Genomic DNA, 14,831 nt, shown 5'->3' with positions numbered 1-14,831 from the left:
GACCCAGCGGGAGCAAGCTCCCTCGCCACGGATCCGTGGGATGGCTCAGGTGTCGGACTGATGGGCCGACCAGTGTTTCATCTCTTCGGCAATGAAGTGCGTCACCAAGTCTCTGTACATCTTCTCTATGGCATCCGGGTCCAGCCCTTCGGCCTCGGCCCACTCACGCCGAGTCGCAAGCATGGCGTTGAAGCGCTCGGGGGCTCGCACTGCTGTCGCCGAGGTCTTGAATTTCGATGCGGCCAGTACGTATTGGAATCGTTTGCCCAGCAGTTGGATGACAGCCTGGTCGAGGGTATCGATTTCCTGACGGATGTCTTCCATGCCTGCGCACTGCGAGGGGGAGAGGCGATTGTTGACTTCCATGTGGTTTGCTCCGTTTGTTGAAGGGGGTCGGCTCGATCGAGCCGAACGGCCTATGTTGGTTTAGAAGTGCCAGTCTTTAGCTTCAATCAGCTGACAGAAGGGCCCCGCCAGCGTTGCATTGTGATGCGCGACGATAACATCTGCCTTCAGGGTTGGCGTGTCTGCGCAGGTATGACCGTCGGCGATCAGCACGGCATCGAACCCAAGATCACGGGCGGCGCGGCAGGTGCTGTCGACACAATATTGGGTCTTCATCCCGGTGATCACGATGCCTTCTGCTCCACGGGCTTTCAAGCGATTGGCCAGGTCCGTCATGACAAATGCGTTGGGGCGGCTTTTTTCGAAGATGACTTCGCCGCCTTCCAGCAACAGTTCCGGCACCAGTTGCGTTAGTGGACTTTCGGAGGCTATGGGCGAGCCGGGTGGACCCACATGACGAGCCAGAAAAATCGGGGCGCCGGCCTGGCGAGCCTGAATCAACAGGCCATTTAATGTGCTGAGCAGTGCATCGCCAGCCCAGGGTTTATCCGGGCCATGAAACAACCCGACCTGCATATCGAGAATCAACAGTGCATACATGGTGTTTTCCTTGCGTTTTTGCCAGTGACGCAAGGGCAAAAGAAAAGGCCCTTACCATCGCTGGCGGGCCTTTGGGATCCGTGTGTTACTGACTCACGACATCTCGCACGACCCGTCTGGGGTGGTCGTGGTTGTGGTGGTCGAGGCAATTCGAGAAAGAGTCATGGCCTGACGGTACCTGCCAGCGAACCGGCTTGGCAAGCCCTGCATGCTCGACCCCGTGGCGAGGGAACAAACTCCCTCGCCACAGGAGGTTGGCTAGCCTTCGAGACCGCGCCGTTCGATCACGCCGAACACGTCGGTTACATCTTGCACCAGGATCCGGGCGACGTTGGTGATGGTATTGATGTCGCTCTCTGCTGAGTCCCGCAGGCTGCTGCAGGCGACCAGCGTCAGGTAATCGAGCGTGGCGTGCAGGCGTTCGCTGACACAGGCGTGGAGTTCCGGAAGCGGGGCGTGGGTGTCGATCAGCAGGACGGGGTGGGTTGTGGCGGTTTGGGTGAGAGGAGTGAAGCGGGCAGATGCTTGATTCGTTGTCATAAAGTTGCACTCGTTCGATAGAAAGAAGAGCCACCTTTCTGCTGCGAATCATAGGGGTGGCAGTTGCGCGAGGGTTCGCAGACCGAGGAACGAATCCAAAACTCGGCAGACTCGAAAGCCTCCCGCGCGCAACCGCCATAAAATGAAAGCGGGCAAGTTTGCCTGAATTTCATTTGACGGTATCTAGATTTGTTCACTCGGGCTGCGAAACCCAATCACCAACCAAGGCCAGTGACGACCCAACTATAGAAGCCGATTCCAGCCGCAACAACCGACCTGTAGGACGCACGCGATCCCTGTGGCGAGGGAGCTTGCTCCCGCTCGGTGGCGCAGCCGCCGCAAAACCGGTGCCTGCGGTGTGCCTGGCGAAACGAGACGGCCGGTTTGGGGCCGCTTCGCAGCCCAGCGGGAGCAAGCTCCCTCGCCACGGGAGGTAAATTCCTACAAATATTTAGGACGGCCAGACACCGCCACTGCGCATATCCAGAGGCCAATCACATTCCCTTGTGGCGAGGGAGCTTGCTCCCGCTCGGCTGCGCAGCAGTCGCAAAACCGATGCCTGCGCTGTGCCTGGCGAAACGAGGTGGCTGGTTTGGGGCCGCTGCGCGCCCCAGCGGGAGCAAGCTCCCTCGCCACGGGCTTTAGCGGCTCTCGCTAGCGAAAGCCCCGAAAAAACGCCCTGATATCCTCCGCCAACAACTCCGGCTGCTCCAACGCGGCGAAGTGACCGCCACGGGGCATGGCGGTCCAGCGCTGCACGTTGCAGCAGCGCTCCACCCAACTCCTTGGCGGCATGGGCAGCTCCTTGGGAAACAGCGCCACCCCAACCGCAGGCTTCAGCCGTTCGCCGCTGTTGAACAGCAATGGTCGCTTGCTGCCTTCCACGTACTGGCGAAACGACGAACCGATGCAGTTCGTCAGCCAGTACAACGTCACGTTGGTTAGCAGCCATTCATGATCGATGGCGGGACTTTCATCGCACCAGGACAGGATCTTCTCCCCCATCCAGGCCAACAGCCCGGCCGGAGAATCATTCAAGCCCACGGCCAGGCTTTGTGGCTTGGTTCGCTGGATATGCCCATAGGCGCCTTCGGCATCGGCGAATGCCGCCGCGCGGTGCAGGAAGGCCGCTTCTGCCTCTGTCAACGGCGGTTCGGTTTCGTCAAGGGGAGGGCGATAAGAGCCCGGAATGTAATTCAGATGAATGCCCGTCACCCGCTCGGGAAACCGCACGCCGAGCCAGGTCGACACGCCCGCACCGATGTCCCCGCCCTGTGCGCCGAACCGCTCATACCCCAACCCCCTCATCAATTCATTCCATAAGCCGGCAATGTCATGCGGCCCCCGGCCTGGCTGCTGGAACGGCGCGGAAAAGGTGTAGCCGGGCAGCGACGGCACCACCACATCGAAGGCATCCGCAGCGTCACCGCCATGGCGGGCCGGGTCCGTCAGCAGCGGAATGATGCGCTGCATCTCGATGAAAGAACCGGGCCAACCGTGGGTCAGGATCAACGGCATCGGCGCCGGGCCGACACCCCGTTGATGAATGAAATGCACCCGCTGCCCACCGATGTCGGCGACAAATTGCGGCAGGCGATTGAGCGCTGCCTCCTGGGCGCGCCAATCGAAGGTGGTCGACCAGTGCGCAATAAGGCCCCGAAGCACTCCCATGTCCATGCCTTCACTCCAGCCCTGATTGGCCAAAGGCTCCGGTAGCCTCGTGTTCAACAGGCGATGCCGGAGGTCTTCAAGGGCGATGTCGGGGATGTCGATGGAGAAAGGTTCGATGAGCATGATTACGCCTTTGGTTGGGCGGTGGCTGACTGCTGAATCTGCGAAAACAACCAATCCACAAAAACCTGCGCTTCACCCACCGCATCCCGAGACACGCCGTAATAGTAACGAGGCAACGGAAGGCGCAACGCAGGCAATGGACAGGTCAGGCGCCCGTTGGACAAATCCCTGCCCAACAACGAAGCCGGGCACAACGCCACGCCGAGGCCATCGACGGCTGCCTGCAGGACGAGGTGCATGTGGTCGAATTGCAGGGTTGGCGGGTTGCGCAAGGGCTTGATGCCGGCGTGCGCTGTCCAATCCTGCCAATCGCTGCTGCGGGTCTTGCCTGACAGCAACGTGTGCCGCGCCAGGTCGTGGACGCTGTCCAGCGGCACGCTTTGCAGCAGCGACGGCGCGGCGACCAGCAGCAGGTCGTCTTCCAGTAATACGGTGGGCTGCACGTTCGTTGACCATCCGGACTGCCCACGGCGGATGACTACGTCGAAGGGGTCTCGCGATGGGTCTGGCGGGCGGGTGCTGGTGACCACTTCGGGTTTGATGTCCGGGTAGAGCGCCATGAAGTCCGGCAGCCGCGGGATCAGCCAGCGCACCGCGAAGGAGGGACGCACGTTGAGGGTCACTTTGCGCTGGGACGCGTGGCGGGTCAGGGCGGCAGCGGCGTTGGCGATCTGTGTCAGTGCCTGGTTGATTTGTTCGTAAAACGTCTTGCCTTCAGGCGTAAGCAACGACTGGCGGGTTCGCCGCTCGAACAGCCGCACGCCCAGGCGTTCTTCGAGCAGCTTTACGTGACGGCTGACGGCGCTGTGGCTGACGTGCAGTTCCTCGGCTGCGCGGCTGAAACTCTGGTGGCGAGCGGCAGCGGCGAAGGCGCGGACGGCGTTAAGCGGGGGGAGGTTGGCGATCATGTGTCTAATTTAGTCACATATGAGGCGCAATTAAAGCGTTTGTCAGCGTTCAGGCGTCACGCCAACCTGAAGGCCTTATCAATGCGCCTTCATGTGGAGTTACTCATGGCCGATTATGGACTTTTTCTGCTGCTGGCGACGCTGACGGTACTCAGCCCCGGGCCCGGCGTGGTGTTGACGATTTCCAATGCCCTGCGCCATGGCTGGAGTGGTGCGCTACCAGGCATCTTCGGTATCGCGTCCGGGGCGTTTATCGTGGCCGGTCTTTGCGCCAGTAGCGTCGGACTGATCCTGGCCGCCTCGGCGACGGCCTTTACGATGCTCAAGTACATCGGGGCGATGTATCTGTTGTACCTGGGCTTCAAGATGTGGCGGACCCAAGGTTTTATCCCCGAACTCACCGCGACTTCGTCGCGTCCATGGCGGCGATTTGTCGAGGCGCTGTCCATTCAGTTGCTCAATCCCAAGGCCGGGTTCTTCTTTCTTGCGGTATTCCCTCAGTTCATCAAGTCGGCGGGCAACTACTACAGTCAGTTTTTCTTGCTGGTGTCGTCCTATGCCGGGCTGGTCGTATTGATCCATTGTGGTTATGCGCTGATGGCGAACGGGGCCAGGGGCTGGCTCTCATCGGGCCAGGGGACGAGGGTCGTCGGCAAATTGTCGGGCGTTACTTTCCTGGGATTTGGTGTGTTGATGGCCTCTGCCAGCAAATGACCGCAGAGCGCCAATAAAAACTCAAACTGATGAAGCTCCAGCCGTCGCGTAAGTCCGGGTCGTAGGAGTTTCTCTGTGCGCGACTACCCCCGGCGCGAGCAGGTCATGCAATACGATGAAAGCGACCTGGCCTTCATCGACCGCCTATTGGCTGAGGTCGGCATCTGGTATCGCTTCACCAGCGACGAACGCCTGGGCATCGACGTGGTGGAATTGCACGACGACCAACGCCATTACCAGCGCGGCATCAAGCTGCCGTGTCGCCCGCAATCGGGCCTGGTGTGATCGAACCGTATATTCGCTTCAAGGGGCAGGTTGGCGAACAAGCCACGATGTTCCTGTTCGATCCTTGCGGTAATGCGCTGGAGTTCAAGGCGTTCAAGGATATGAGCCAGCTGTTCGCGAAATAAACAGGCGACGGGTTTCCGGACGAGGGCGTTTTGTGACTTGATTACTGTATGGTCACAAGTTGTCAACATTCTTGTGGATGCGTAAGCTACGCCCATGAATCAGCCATCAGCGTCTTCGCCCAGCACCCGCGGTCCAGCCGATCACGACATTCGCGACCAGATTGTCGCGGCGGCCCATGAACATTTCAGTCAATACGGCTTCGGCAAGACGACGGTGTCCGATCTTGCCAGGGCCATCGGGTTTTCCAAGGCCTACATCTACAAGTTCTTCGACTCCAAGCAAGCGATCGGCGAAGCCATTTGCACCAATTGCCTGGCGCAAATCGTTGCTGCGGTGGAACAGGCCATCAATGAAGAGGGCATTTCGCCGACGGAGCGCTTTCGACGCCTGGTCAGGACAGTGATTACCACGGGTGTCGACCTGTTTTTCAACGACCGCAAGCTCTACGACATTGCGGCATTTTCCGTGTCGGAGCGCTGGCCCAGTTCACGTAACTATGATGCGAAGATCAAGGGTTTCGTGACGCAGATCCTGCGGGAAGGTCGAGAACTCGGTGAGTTTGAGCGCCGGACTCCGCTGGATGAAACCGTGGAGGCGATCCACTTGACGCTTCGTCCTTTCGTCAATCCGTTGTTGCTGCAGTACAACCTCGACTATGTGGAAGTGGCCCCGACACTCACCACCAACCTCATCTTGCGTAGCCTGATGCCTTGAGCGTGAGTATCTAACCCACGCCTTGCACCGAGGCCGTAGCGCTTCAACGCCAGCCCTTGTTCTGCCCGGAACAGGGGCTCTTATTTGTCCGTATCGTGACTATTGACACATATGGTCACATGAATAAATATGGCGCGGCGTGAGGCTGGCGGGTGGGATGCGTTGCATGACGGCGTCCCCCCTCACGTCATTGCGACACACAGACAGAGTTCCCCCTACCGCAGCCACCGCTGCTGTTTTCCTAGAGTCCCAATAATGAAAAAAATCTTGCTCAGGGGGCCCATCGGCCTCGCCGTCATGCTCGCGTCCTCCCAGGGTTTTGCGAGCGGTTTTGCGTTGAACGAACAGAGCATCAGCGGCATGGGAACCGGATTCGCCGGTCGTTCTTCCTCGGCAGAAGATGCGAGTACCGTCTTCGGCAACCCGGCGGGCATGTCTCGTCTGAAAAAAGAGGAGGCCAGCCTCGGTGCGGCGACATTGGTCGCCAAAACCGATATCAGCCAGACCCGCAGTACGTTCGGCGGTGAGGAGGATGGGGACATGGTCCCGGCGACCACCGTGCCCATGGGGTATTACGTCAAGCCCATCGATGAACAATGGGCCTTCGGTGTCGGCTTCTATGTGCCGTTCGGCTTGATCACCGATTATGGAAGCGGTTATGCCGGACGTTACTACGCCAACAAAAGCGAGGTGACGACCCTGACGTTCCAGCCCACCGTCAGCTACGCCTTCAACGACAAGGTTTCGATCGGGTTCGGCCCCACCATCAACCGTATCAGCGGCGAGATATCCGGAATGGTACCCAATCCGCTGAGCCCTGGTCGCAACGATGGGAAACTCAAAAGCACCGGTGACGACACGGCGCTGGGGTTCAACGCCGGGATCCTCGTGCAGGCGACGGACCGCACGCGCCTGGGGGCTACTTATCACTCCAAGGTCAGCTATCACCTGGATGCCAAGTCCAAGCTCACGGGCGGGATCTTCAGCGTGCTGGGCGTCAGCGGTCGCAGCTATGACGCTTCGCTGGATGTGGATACGCCGGAGTCGGTGGACCTCTCTGTGACGCATCAACTCAATGATGACTGGACCTTGTACCTGGGCAGCACCTGGACACGCTGGAGTCGCTTCAAGGAGCTGACCATCGAGAACAGCGGTTTGCCTCCACTATTGAGCGGTCAACTGGGCACCGTCAGCGAAGAACAGAGCTGGCACGACACCTGGGCGCATGCGATCGGCACGGCCTACCGGTTGAACGATCAATGGGTGCTGCGTGCCGGCCTGTCGATGGACCAGTCGCCTGCCAACAACACCAACCGTGGCCCGCGCATTCCTACGGGCGACCGCAAGGTGATCAGCTTGGGTGCGGGCTGGACGCCGGTGGACGATGTCACCATCGACGTCGCTTATTCCTATCTGTGGGAGGAGAGTGTGCACGTCAACGAAACCTCCGCGACGCGGGGTGCCTACAGTGCCCGGTACAAGAACAGCGCGAGCGGGTTCGGTACTTCCGTCAGCTATCGCTTCTGATTGAATGAGCGTCCGGTCATTGGCCGGCCAGCGCGACGGGCTGCGCTTCGGGCGCCTGCCAGCCCCCACCGAGCGCCCGGAACGCGGCGACCGCTGCCCGGGCCGACTCTGTCTGGGCTTGCGCCCGGGCATCGGAGGCCTGCAGCAGCGTCTCGTCGGCTCGCAGCACATCGATCAGGCTGGCGGTGCCTTGCTCATAAGCGCTGAACGAGGACTCGCGAGCCTGTGCCAGCGACGTCTCGCCTCCGGTGAGGGTAACGGCTTGGGCTTGCCGGTTGACCAGGGCGGAGAATGCATTTTCGACATCCTCGGTCGCGCGCAACACGGACTGACGATAGGCCGCCAGGGCTTCGGCTTCCTGGCCCTTGGCTTGGTCGATCTGGGCGTTGATGCGGCCGAAATCGAACAGTCTCCAGCGCAAACCCAACACTCCCGAAGCCTGGCTGGCGCCGCCGCTGAACAAGTGTCCAGCAGATACCGAGGTGGCACTGCCCAGCAACGCACCGAGGGAGAATTTCGGATAGTACTCGGCGACGGCCTCGCCGATCCGCGCATTGGACGCGGCAAGGCGCCGCTCAGCCACGATGAGGTCTGGGCGACGACGCAGCAGATCGGCGGGGGTTCCCGTGGCGTTCATGGGTGGCGCCGGGGGGATATTGCCGGTGGATGCCAGTTGCGCGCGATGGGTGCCGGGCGGCGCGCCGAGCATGATGTCCAGGGCATTCATCGCCGTCTCCAGTCCGGTTTGCAGCACCGGCACTGTCGCCTGGACCTGTGCCAGTTCGCCTTCGGCTTGGTGAACCTGATAGCGGGCGGCGAGACCTTCACCATAAAGCAATCGAACTTTTTCCAGCAGCTCCTGCCGGGTCTTGGCCTGTCGGTTCGCGATGTCCAGTCGGGCCTGCAAACCTCGGACGGTCATGTACAGGTCGGCTGTCTGCGCCGCGACGGCCAGTCGCGTGGCCGCCATGCCCGCCTCGGACGCCTGGTACTCGGCCAATGCCGCCTCGCGCCCGCGACGCAGGCCGCCGAAGACATCCAATTCCCAACCTGCCTCAAGGTTCAGCGCATAGGCATTTCCATACCGATCGTAAACGGGGGTCGAATCCAGAACCTGGCCCAACGGTGTCTCGACGGACTGATAGGCGCGTGCGGCCTGGCCGTTGACGGTCCCCGACGGCAGCAGCGCCGCGTTCGCCGCCCCCAAGCCTGCCCGGGCCTGGGCGACGCGCGCCGATGCCTGGGCCAGATCCAGATTCTGGGCCAACGCCTGGGTAACGAACTCGGTCAGCGCCGGGTCAGCGAAGCCTTCCCACCAGACCGCAAGGCTGGCCTGCGCCGCGTTGGATCGCTGGTCGACGACAGGCTGGCGAAGGAAACGATCCGAAAGCGGGGCGTCCGGACGCAGGTAATCCGGACCGACCGCGCAGCCTGTTATCAAGGAGGCACTCATCAAAACAGCGAAGGGGCGTAGAGGAGGCATCGGGAATCCTGGAGGCAAGCTAGGTGTGACCATATTATATTATGGTCACACCCTGTCAATGCGACCACAGGCAGGGTTCGCTAAGAATGGACGTGGAAACCAAAGAACAAAGCACGCGAAGCAGGGCTTCACATTTTGTGACCATTGACATACATAGTCACTAGAATGAGAATGCGGCTCTCGTCCTTATTTATCAAAAGGGAACCTATGCTCCGGCTTCGACCCGTCACCCTTGCCGCTTGCCTGCTACCCCTTGTCCTGACGGCGTGTGGGGAATCTTCCACCGAAGATCCACGCACGCTTGCTCCTCTGGTGAGGGTCTGCGAGGTCCAGGGTTCGCCCGATATCGCGCGTTCGTTCACCGGCGTCGTGGCGGCTCGTGTCCAGAGTGACCTGGGGTTCCGGGTCTCTGGCAAGATCCTTGAACGCCTGGTCGACGCCGGGCAGACGGTCAAGCGCGGCCAACCGCTGATGCGCCTCGATCCAGTCGACCTGGGGTTGCAGGCGCGGGCACAGCAAGAAGCTGTCACGGCCGCTCGGGCCCGCGCCAAACAGACTGCGGACGATGAGGCGCGCTATCGTAATTTGGTGGCTGCGGGGGCAATTTCCGCGTCGGGCTACGACCAGATCAAAGCTGCTGCCGACACCGCCAAGGCGCAACTCAGCGCGGCCCAGGCGCAGGCTGACGTCGCCGTCAATGCGTCCGGCTATGCCGTGTTGCTGGCCGACGCTGACGGCGTCGTAATGGACACGCTTGCAGAGCCGGGGCAAGTCGTCAGCCCTGGGCAAACCGTCGTCCGGCTGGCCAGGGCCGGGCAGCGCGAAGCGGTCGTGCAGTTGCCGGAGACACTGCGTCCGGTTCCCGGTGCCACCGCGCAAGCCACGCTTTATGGCACGGCCAGCGGCGCAGTCACTGCCCGGCTCAGGCTGCTCTCGGATTCGGCCGACCGGGTGACGCGTACCTTTGAGGCGCGTTATGTGCTGGAGGGGGCGCTGGCCAATGCGCCGCTCGGCTCCACCGTCACGCTTCGTATCGCCGAAGGCGCTGCACAGGATCGCGTGCTGCAAGTGCCCATCGCGGCGGTCTACGACCCGGGCAAAGGCAGCGGTGTCTGGGTCATTGACGGTGAACCCGCGAAGGTCAGCTGGCGGCCCGTGCAGGTTGTCGGCTTGAGCGACGACACCGCACGCGTCGCGGGCGACTTGAAGATCGGCGAGCGTATCGTCGGGCTGGGGGCGCATTTGCTGCGCGAGGGGGACTCGGTGCGACTGGCCCAGCAGGACGGCGTGAAAGTCGCCGGGAGCCATCCATGAGCCTCAATTTGTCGGCAATCGCCGTTCGCGAGCGCTCTGTCACCGTATTCCTGATTTTTCTCATTGCTGTTGCGGGCACATTGGCGTTTTTCAAGCTGGGGCGTGCCGAGGACCCGCCGTTCACGGTCAAGCAGCTGACGGTCATCACCGCCTGGCCAGGTGCGACGGCGCAAGAGATGCAGGACCAGGTCGCCGAGCCGCTGGAAAAACGCCTGCAAGAGCTGAAGTGGTACGACCGCACGGAAACCTATACCCGGCCCGGCCTGGCCTTCACCATGGTGTCGTTGGTCGATCGCACGCCGCCGTCGCAAGTGCAGGAAGAGTTCTATCAGGCGCGCAAGAAGCTCGCCGATGAGGCCACCCGGCTGCCGGCCGGGGTCATCGGGCCGCTGGTCAACGACGAATATTCCGATGTGACGTTCGCGCTGTTCGCCCTGAAAGCCAAGGGCGAGCCCCAGCGGTTGCTGGCGCGGGATGCCGAGGCGTTGCGCCAGCGCCTGCTGCACGTGGGGGGCGTGAAGAAGGTCAACATCATCGGCGAGCAGGCCGAGCGGATTTTCGTTTCCTTTTCCCATGATCGACTGGCCACGCTCGGTGTGTCTGCCCAAGACATCTTTGCCGCGCTGAACAGCCAGAACGTACTCACGCCGGCCGGCTCGATCGAAACCAACGGGCCGCAAGTTTTCCTGCGGGTGGACGGGGCCTTCGACAAACTGGAAAAAATCCGTGATACGCCCCTCGCGATCCAGGGGCGTACCTTGAAGCTCTCGGACGTTGCCTCCGTCGAACGGGGCTACGAAGACCCGGCGACCTTCCTGGTGCGCAACAATGGCGAAGAAGCGTTGTTGCTGGGTGTCATCATGCGCGAGGGCTGGAACGGCCTGGACCTGGGCAAGGCGCTGGACGCCGAGACGCAAAAGATCAACGAAGGCATGCCGCTGGGCATGACCCTGACCAAGGTTACCGATCAGGCTGTGAACATTGACTCGGCTGTCGGCGAATTCATGGTCAAGTTCTTCGTCGCCTTGCTGGTGGTGATGATCGTTTGCTTCCTGAGCATGGGCTGGCGCGTCGGCGTGGTGGTTGCGGCGGCAGTGCCGTTGACGCTGGCCGTGGTGTTTGTGGTGATGGCGGCCACCGGAAAGAATTTCGACCGCATCACCCTCGGCTCGCTGATCCTGGCGCTCGGGTTGCTGGTGGACGACGCCATCATCGCGATTGAAATGATGGTGGTGAAGATGGAGGAGGGCTACGACCGGATCAAAGCCTCCGCCTACGCCTGGAGCCATACGGCCGCGCCAATGCTGTCCGGTACGCTGGTGACGGCGATCGGCTTCATGCCCAACGGCTTCGCGCAATCCACCGCCGGCGAATACACCAGCAACATGTTCTGGATCGTCGGCATTGCCTTGATCGCTTCCTGGGTGGTGGCGGTGGCCTTTACCCCTTTCCTGGGCGTGAAGATGCTGCCGGACATCAAGCCTGTCGAAGGCGGCCATGCGGCGATCTACAACACCCGCCACTACAATCGTTTCCGGCGGATCCTGACGCGTGTCATCGCCCGCAAGTGGTGGGTGGCCGGCACGGTGATCGCTACGTTTGTCGTGGCGATTCTCGGCATGGGTCTGGTCAAGAAACAGTTTTTCCCGACATCCGATCGTCCGGAGGTGTTGGTTGAAGTGCAAATGCCCTACGGCACATCCATCGAGCAAACCAGCGCCACCGCCGCCCGGATCGAGGCCTGGCTGCAAAAACAGGATGAGGCAAAAATCGTCACGGCTTATGTAGGGCAGGGAGCGCCGCGCTTCTACCTGGCAATGGCGCCGGAGCTTCCCGATCCATCGTTCGCCAAGATTGTGGTGTTGACCGACAGCCAGGAGGCGCGTGAAGCCCTCAAGTTTAGGCTGCGCGAGGCGGTTGCCGCAGGGCTGGCGCCCGAAGCGCGCGTGCGCGTGACGCAGCTGGTATTCGGACCTTATTCGCCGTTTCCCGTGGCTTACCGGGTGATGGGGCCAGACCCGTCGACGTTGCGTGAAATCGCAGCGAAAGTACGAGGCGTGATGCAGGCAAGCCCCATGATGAGAACCGTCAATACCGACTGGGGCCCGCTGGTGCCGACGCTGCATTTCAATCTCGACCAGGATCGCCTCCAGGCGGTCGGGCTTACATCCAGCGCAGTCGCGCAACAGCTGCAATTTTTACTCACGGGGGTACCGATCACGGCGGTACGCGAGGACATTCGTTCGGTGCAGGTGGTCGGTCGCGCTGCGGGCGATATCCGGCTCGATCCCGCCAGGATCGAAGGTTTCACGCTGGTGGGGGCGTCGGGCCAGCGCATCCCGCTGTCCCAGGTCGGCGAGGTGGATGTGCGCATGGAGGACCCGATCCTGCGGCGCCGCGATCGCACGCCGACCATCACAGTTCGCGGCGATATCGCCGAAGACTTGCAACCACCGGACGTATCGAGCGCGATTTTTAAGTCGTTGCAGCCGGTGATCGACGCACTGCCTGACGGGTACCGTATCGAGCAGGCGGGGGCCATCGAGGAATCGGGCAAGGCCGGCAAGGCCATCGTGCCCCTGGTGCCAATCATGGTTGCCCTGACGTTGCTGATCATCATTGTGCAGGTGCGTTCGATCTCGGCGATGATCATGGTGTTCCTCACCGCGCCCCTGGGACTGATTGGCGTGGTGCCGACATTGCTTATTTTCAATCAGCCCTTCGGTATCAATGCCCTGGTTGGCTTGATCGCACTTTCGGGCATCCTGATGCGCAATACGCTGATTCTCATCGGGCAAATCCATCACAACGCGCAAGAAGGGCTCGATCCGTTCCAAGCGGTGATCGAAGCCACCGTGCAGCGGGCTCGTCCGGTGCTGCTGACGGCCCTGGCGGCGATCCTGGCATTCATCCCCCTGACGCACTCGGTGTTCTGGGGAACGCTGGCCTACACCCTGATCGGGGGCACATTCGTGGGCACCATCATGACGCTGGTGTTCCTGCCGGCGATGTACTCCATCTGGTTCAGGATCCGTCCTGCCCACAGCGCCCAAACTGAAACCGCAAGGCTGGCCTAGGCGAGCGCCTGCCGAACAATGAAGAGGTTCTTATGATTACTCCCCAGGGTCAAAAACGAATCGTAGTCACCGGTCTTGGCATTGTCGGGCCGTTGGGGTGCGGGGTCGAAGCCGTCTGGCAGCGGTTGCTGGATGGACGCTCCGGTATCCGCAACCTGCCTGAGGCTGTAACTGAGGGCACCGGGGTTGCGGTTGGCGGCCAGGTGCCGTCGTTGGAGGAAGATGCCAGTGCGGGCTACGATCCGGACCGGGTTATTACGGGCAAGGATCGCAAGAAGATGGACCGCTTCATCGAGTTTGCCCTCGTGGCGGCCGACGAAGCCTTGCAACAAGCCGACTGGCACCCGACAGAAGTCGCGGACCAGGAGCGGACCGCCACGATCATTTCATCGGGCGTGGGTGGCTTCAGCACGATTGCCGAAGCTGTGCGGACCACCGATTCGCGGGGCCCACGCCGCCTGTCACCGTTCACCGCGCCGGCCTTCCTCGCCAATATGGCGGCCGGAAACGTGTCGATCCGGCACGGCTTCAAGGGGCCTCTCGGCGCGCCCGTCACCGCCTGCGCTGCCGGGGTTCAAGCCATCGGTGACGCGGCCAGGCTCATCCGCAGTGGCGAGGCGGATATTGCCCTGTGCGGCGGCACCGAAGCGGCGATTGATCGCGTGACCTTGGGTTGTTTTGCGGCGGCTCGCGCACTCTCCAGCGGATTCAACGAGCGCCCGCAGGAGGCGTCGCGGCCCTTTGATCGCGAGCGTGACGGCTTCGTCATGGCCGAGGGCGCCGGTATCCTGGTCATCGAATCGCTGGAGCACGCATTGGCCCGCGGAGCCACGCCCCTGGCTGAGCTGGTGGGCTATGGCACCAGCGCCGATGCCTACCACCTGACGGCAGGCCCGGAGGATGGCAACGGCGCTCGCCGCGCAATGGAGCAAGCCTTGCGACAAGCCGCCGTCAACGCTGCCGACATCCAGCATATCAACGCCCACGCAACCTCCACTCAGGTCGGCGACAACGGTGAGCTGGCGGCGATTCGTGCGGTGTTTGGCACAGGCTCGGGCGTGGCGATCACTTCGACCAAATCCGCCACCGGCCATCTTTTGGGCGCGGCGGGCGGTATCGAGGCGATCTTCACGGTGTTGGCGCTGCGCGATCAAATCGTGCCGCCAACGCTCAACCTGATTAACCCCGACGAGGCGGCTGAAGGGCTCGATCTGGTTGGTCTGAAGGCTCGGAAAATGCCTATCACTCACGCGCTGTCCAACGGCTTCGGGTTCGGCGGGGTCAATGCCAGCGTTCTGTTCCGTCGCTGGGCGCCTTGATTTTCCTTATGGGCGGTAAAAGGAATGCCGGCGAGGGTGACTAGTCGGGTGCTATCGACTTTATAGATGTCATCCAGCATCAAAA

12 protein-coding genes and 2 pseudogenes are annotated in these 14,831 nt (G+C 61.7%); 8 read left to right on the top strand and 6 right to left on the bottom strand.

Annotated features, from left to right (window positions below; all coding sequences use genetic code 11):
* Positions 1-45 precede the first annotated feature (45 nt).
* The 5 genes from AD663_RS14065 to gcvA form a co-directional block, all read right to left on the bottom strand.
* Entirely contained in the window at positions 46-366 is a 321-nt protein-coding gene (locus AD663_RS14065; protein ID WP_053213967.1) for an isochorismate lyase, read from the bottom strand.
* A gap of 60 nt (positions 367-426) precedes the next feature.
* Entirely contained in the window at positions 427-945 is a 519-nt protein-coding gene (locus AD663_RS14060) for a cysteine hydrolase family protein (protein WP_053213966.1), read from the bottom strand.
* Positions 946-1,203: 258 nt separating this feature from the next.
* Entirely contained in the window at positions 1,204-1,485 is a 282-nt protein-coding gene (locus AD663_RS14055) for a hypothetical protein (RefSeq protein ID WP_003181925.1), read from the bottom strand.
* Between the two features lie 654 nt (positions 1,486-2,139).
* The gene (locus tag AD663_RS14050; RefSeq protein WP_053213965.1) at positions 2,140-3,279 is read right to left on the bottom strand and encodes an epoxide hydrolase family protein; all 1,140 of its coding nucleotides are present in this window, start codon (positions 3,277-3,279) and stop codon (positions 2,140-2,142) included.
* A gap of 2 nt (positions 3,280-3,281) precedes the next feature.
* Entirely contained in the window at positions 3,282-4,187 is a 906-nt protein-coding gene (gene gcvA, locus AD663_RS14045) for a transcriptional regulator GcvA (protein ID WP_053213964.1), read from the bottom strand.
* Positions 4,188-4,292: 105 nt separating this feature from the next.
* Here gcvA and AD663_RS14040 point away from each other — a divergent pair, with 105 nt between their 5' ends.
* The 5 genes and pseudogenes from AD663_RS14040 (at position 4,293) to AD663_RS14025 (ending at position 7,553) form a co-directional block, all read left to right on the top strand.
* Positions 4,293-4,901 carry a LysE family translocator gene (locus AD663_RS14040; RefSeq protein ID WP_053213963.1) on the top strand — a complete coding sequence of 203 codons (609 nt, stop codon included), beginning with the start codon at positions 4,293-4,295 and terminating at the stop codon, positions 4,899-4,901.
* 75 nt (positions 4,902-4,976) lie between these two features.
* Positions 4,977-5,180: pseudogene (locus tag AD663_RS14035) on the top strand (contractile injection system protein, VgrG/Pvc8 family); the annotation flags it as partial.
* 2 nt (positions 5,181-5,182) lie between these two features.
* A pseudogene (locus AD663_RS28390) lies at positions 5,183-5,311 on the top strand (glyoxalase); the annotation flags it as partial.
* Positions 5,312-5,405: 94 nt separating this feature from the next.
* Positions 5,406-6,026: a TetR/AcrR family transcriptional regulator gene (locus AD663_RS14030; RefSeq protein WP_003181913.1), complete on the top strand. Its 621-nt coding sequence runs from the start codon at positions 5,406-5,408 to the stop codon at positions 6,024-6,026.
* A 255-nt stretch (positions 6,027-6,281) separates the two neighbouring features.
* Positions 6,282-7,553 (top strand): OmpP1/FadL family transporter, encoded by a 1,272-nt coding sequence (locus AD663_RS14025; protein WP_003181911.1) that lies wholly within the window; start codon positions 6,282-6,284, stop codon positions 7,551-7,553.
* A gap of 16 nt (positions 7,554-7,569) precedes the next feature.
* Here the strand turns inward: AD663_RS14025 and AD663_RS14020 are convergent, their stop codons facing one another.
* Entirely contained in the window at positions 7,570-9,036 is a 1,467-nt protein-coding gene (locus tag AD663_RS14020; RefSeq protein WP_053213962.1) for an efflux transporter outer membrane subunit, read from the bottom strand.
* 207 nt (positions 9,037-9,243) lie between these two features.
* On the opposite strand from AD663_RS14020, the gene AD663_RS14015 reads away from it, so the two are divergent.
* Genes AD663_RS14015 through fabF form a run of 3 tightly spaced genes read left to right on the top strand, consistent with a single transcriptional unit; the run spans position 9,244 to position 14,746 of the window.
* Positions 9,244-10,350, top strand: coding sequence for an efflux RND transporter periplasmic adaptor subunit (locus AD663_RS14015; RefSeq protein WP_053213961.1), 1,107 nt, complete (start codon positions 9,244-9,246; stop codon positions 10,348-10,350).
* The gene (locus tag AD663_RS14010) at positions 10,347-13,427 is read left to right on the top strand and encodes an efflux RND transporter permease subunit (protein WP_053213960.1); all 3,081 of its coding nucleotides are present in this window, start codon (positions 10,347-10,349) and stop codon (positions 13,425-13,427) included. Before AD663_RS14015 ends, AD663_RS14010 begins: the two co-directional genes overlap by 4 nt.
* Before the next feature lie 32 nt (positions 13,428-13,459).
* Positions 13,460-14,746, top strand: coding sequence for a beta-ketoacyl-ACP synthase II (gene fabF / locus AD663_RS14005; protein ID WP_053213959.1), 1,287 nt, complete (start codon positions 13,460-13,462; stop codon positions 14,744-14,746).
* The last annotated feature ends 85 nt before the right edge of the window (positions 14,747-14,831 follow it).

The organism is Pseudomonas sp. Q12-87 (assembly GCF_001269755.1).
In the GTDB taxonomy this organism is placed as follows: Bacteria; Pseudomonadota; Gammaproteobacteria; order Pseudomonadales; family Pseudomonadaceae; genus Aquipseudomonas; species Aquipseudomonas fluorescens_S.
The sequence above is the reverse complement of the archived record's forward strand: the minus strand, read 5'-3'. Positions and strand labels throughout refer to the sequence as shown.

Excerpts from the sequence above, each read along its gene's own strand:
- AD663_RS14025 (WP_003181911.1), top strand. The coding sequence starts at position 6,282 with ATGAAAAAAATCTTGCTCAGGGGGCCCATCGGCCTCGCCGTCATGCTC.
- AD663_RS14010 (WP_053213960.1), top strand. The coding sequence starts at position 10,347 with ATGAGCCTCAATTTGTCGGCAATCGCCGTTCGCGAGCGCTCTGTCACC.
- AD663_RS14050 (WP_053213965.1), bottom strand. The coding sequence starts at position 3,279 with ATGCTCATCGAACCTTTCTCCATCGACATCCCCGACATCGCCCTTGAA.
- AD663_RS14015 (WP_053213961.1), top strand. The coding sequence starts at position 9,244 with ATGCTCCGGCTTCGACCCGTCACCCTTGCCGCTTGCCTGCTACCCCTT.
- AD663_RS14020 (WP_053213962.1), bottom strand. The coding sequence starts at position 9,036 with ATGCCTCCTCTACGCCCCTTCGCTGTTTTGATGAGTGCCTCCTTGATA.
- gcvA (WP_053213964.1), bottom strand. The coding sequence starts at position 4,187 with ATGATCGCCAACCTCCCCCCGCTTAACGCCGTCCGCGCCTTCGCCGCT.
- AD663_RS14065 (WP_053213967.1), bottom strand. The coding sequence starts at position 366 with ATGGAAGTCAACAATCGCCTCTCCCCCTCGCAGTGCGCAGGCATGGAA.
- AD663_RS14060 (WP_053213966.1), bottom strand. The coding sequence starts at position 945 with ATGTATGCACTGTTGATTCTCGATATGCAGGTCGGGTTGTTTCATGGC.
- fabF (WP_053213959.1), top strand. The coding sequence starts at position 13,460 with ATGATTACTCCCCAGGGTCAAAAACGAATCGTAGTCACCGGTCTTGGC.
- AD663_RS14040 (WP_053213963.1), top strand. The coding sequence starts at position 4,293 with ATGGCCGATTATGGACTTTTTCTGCTGCTGGCGACGCTGACGGTACTC.
- AD663_RS14055 (WP_003181925.1), bottom strand. The coding sequence starts at position 1,485 with ATGACAACGAATCAAGCATCTGCCCGCTTCACTCCTCTCACCCAAACC.
- AD663_RS14030 (WP_003181913.1), top strand. The coding sequence starts at position 5,406 with ATGAATCAGCCATCAGCGTCTTCGCCCAGCACCCGCGGTCCAGCCGAT.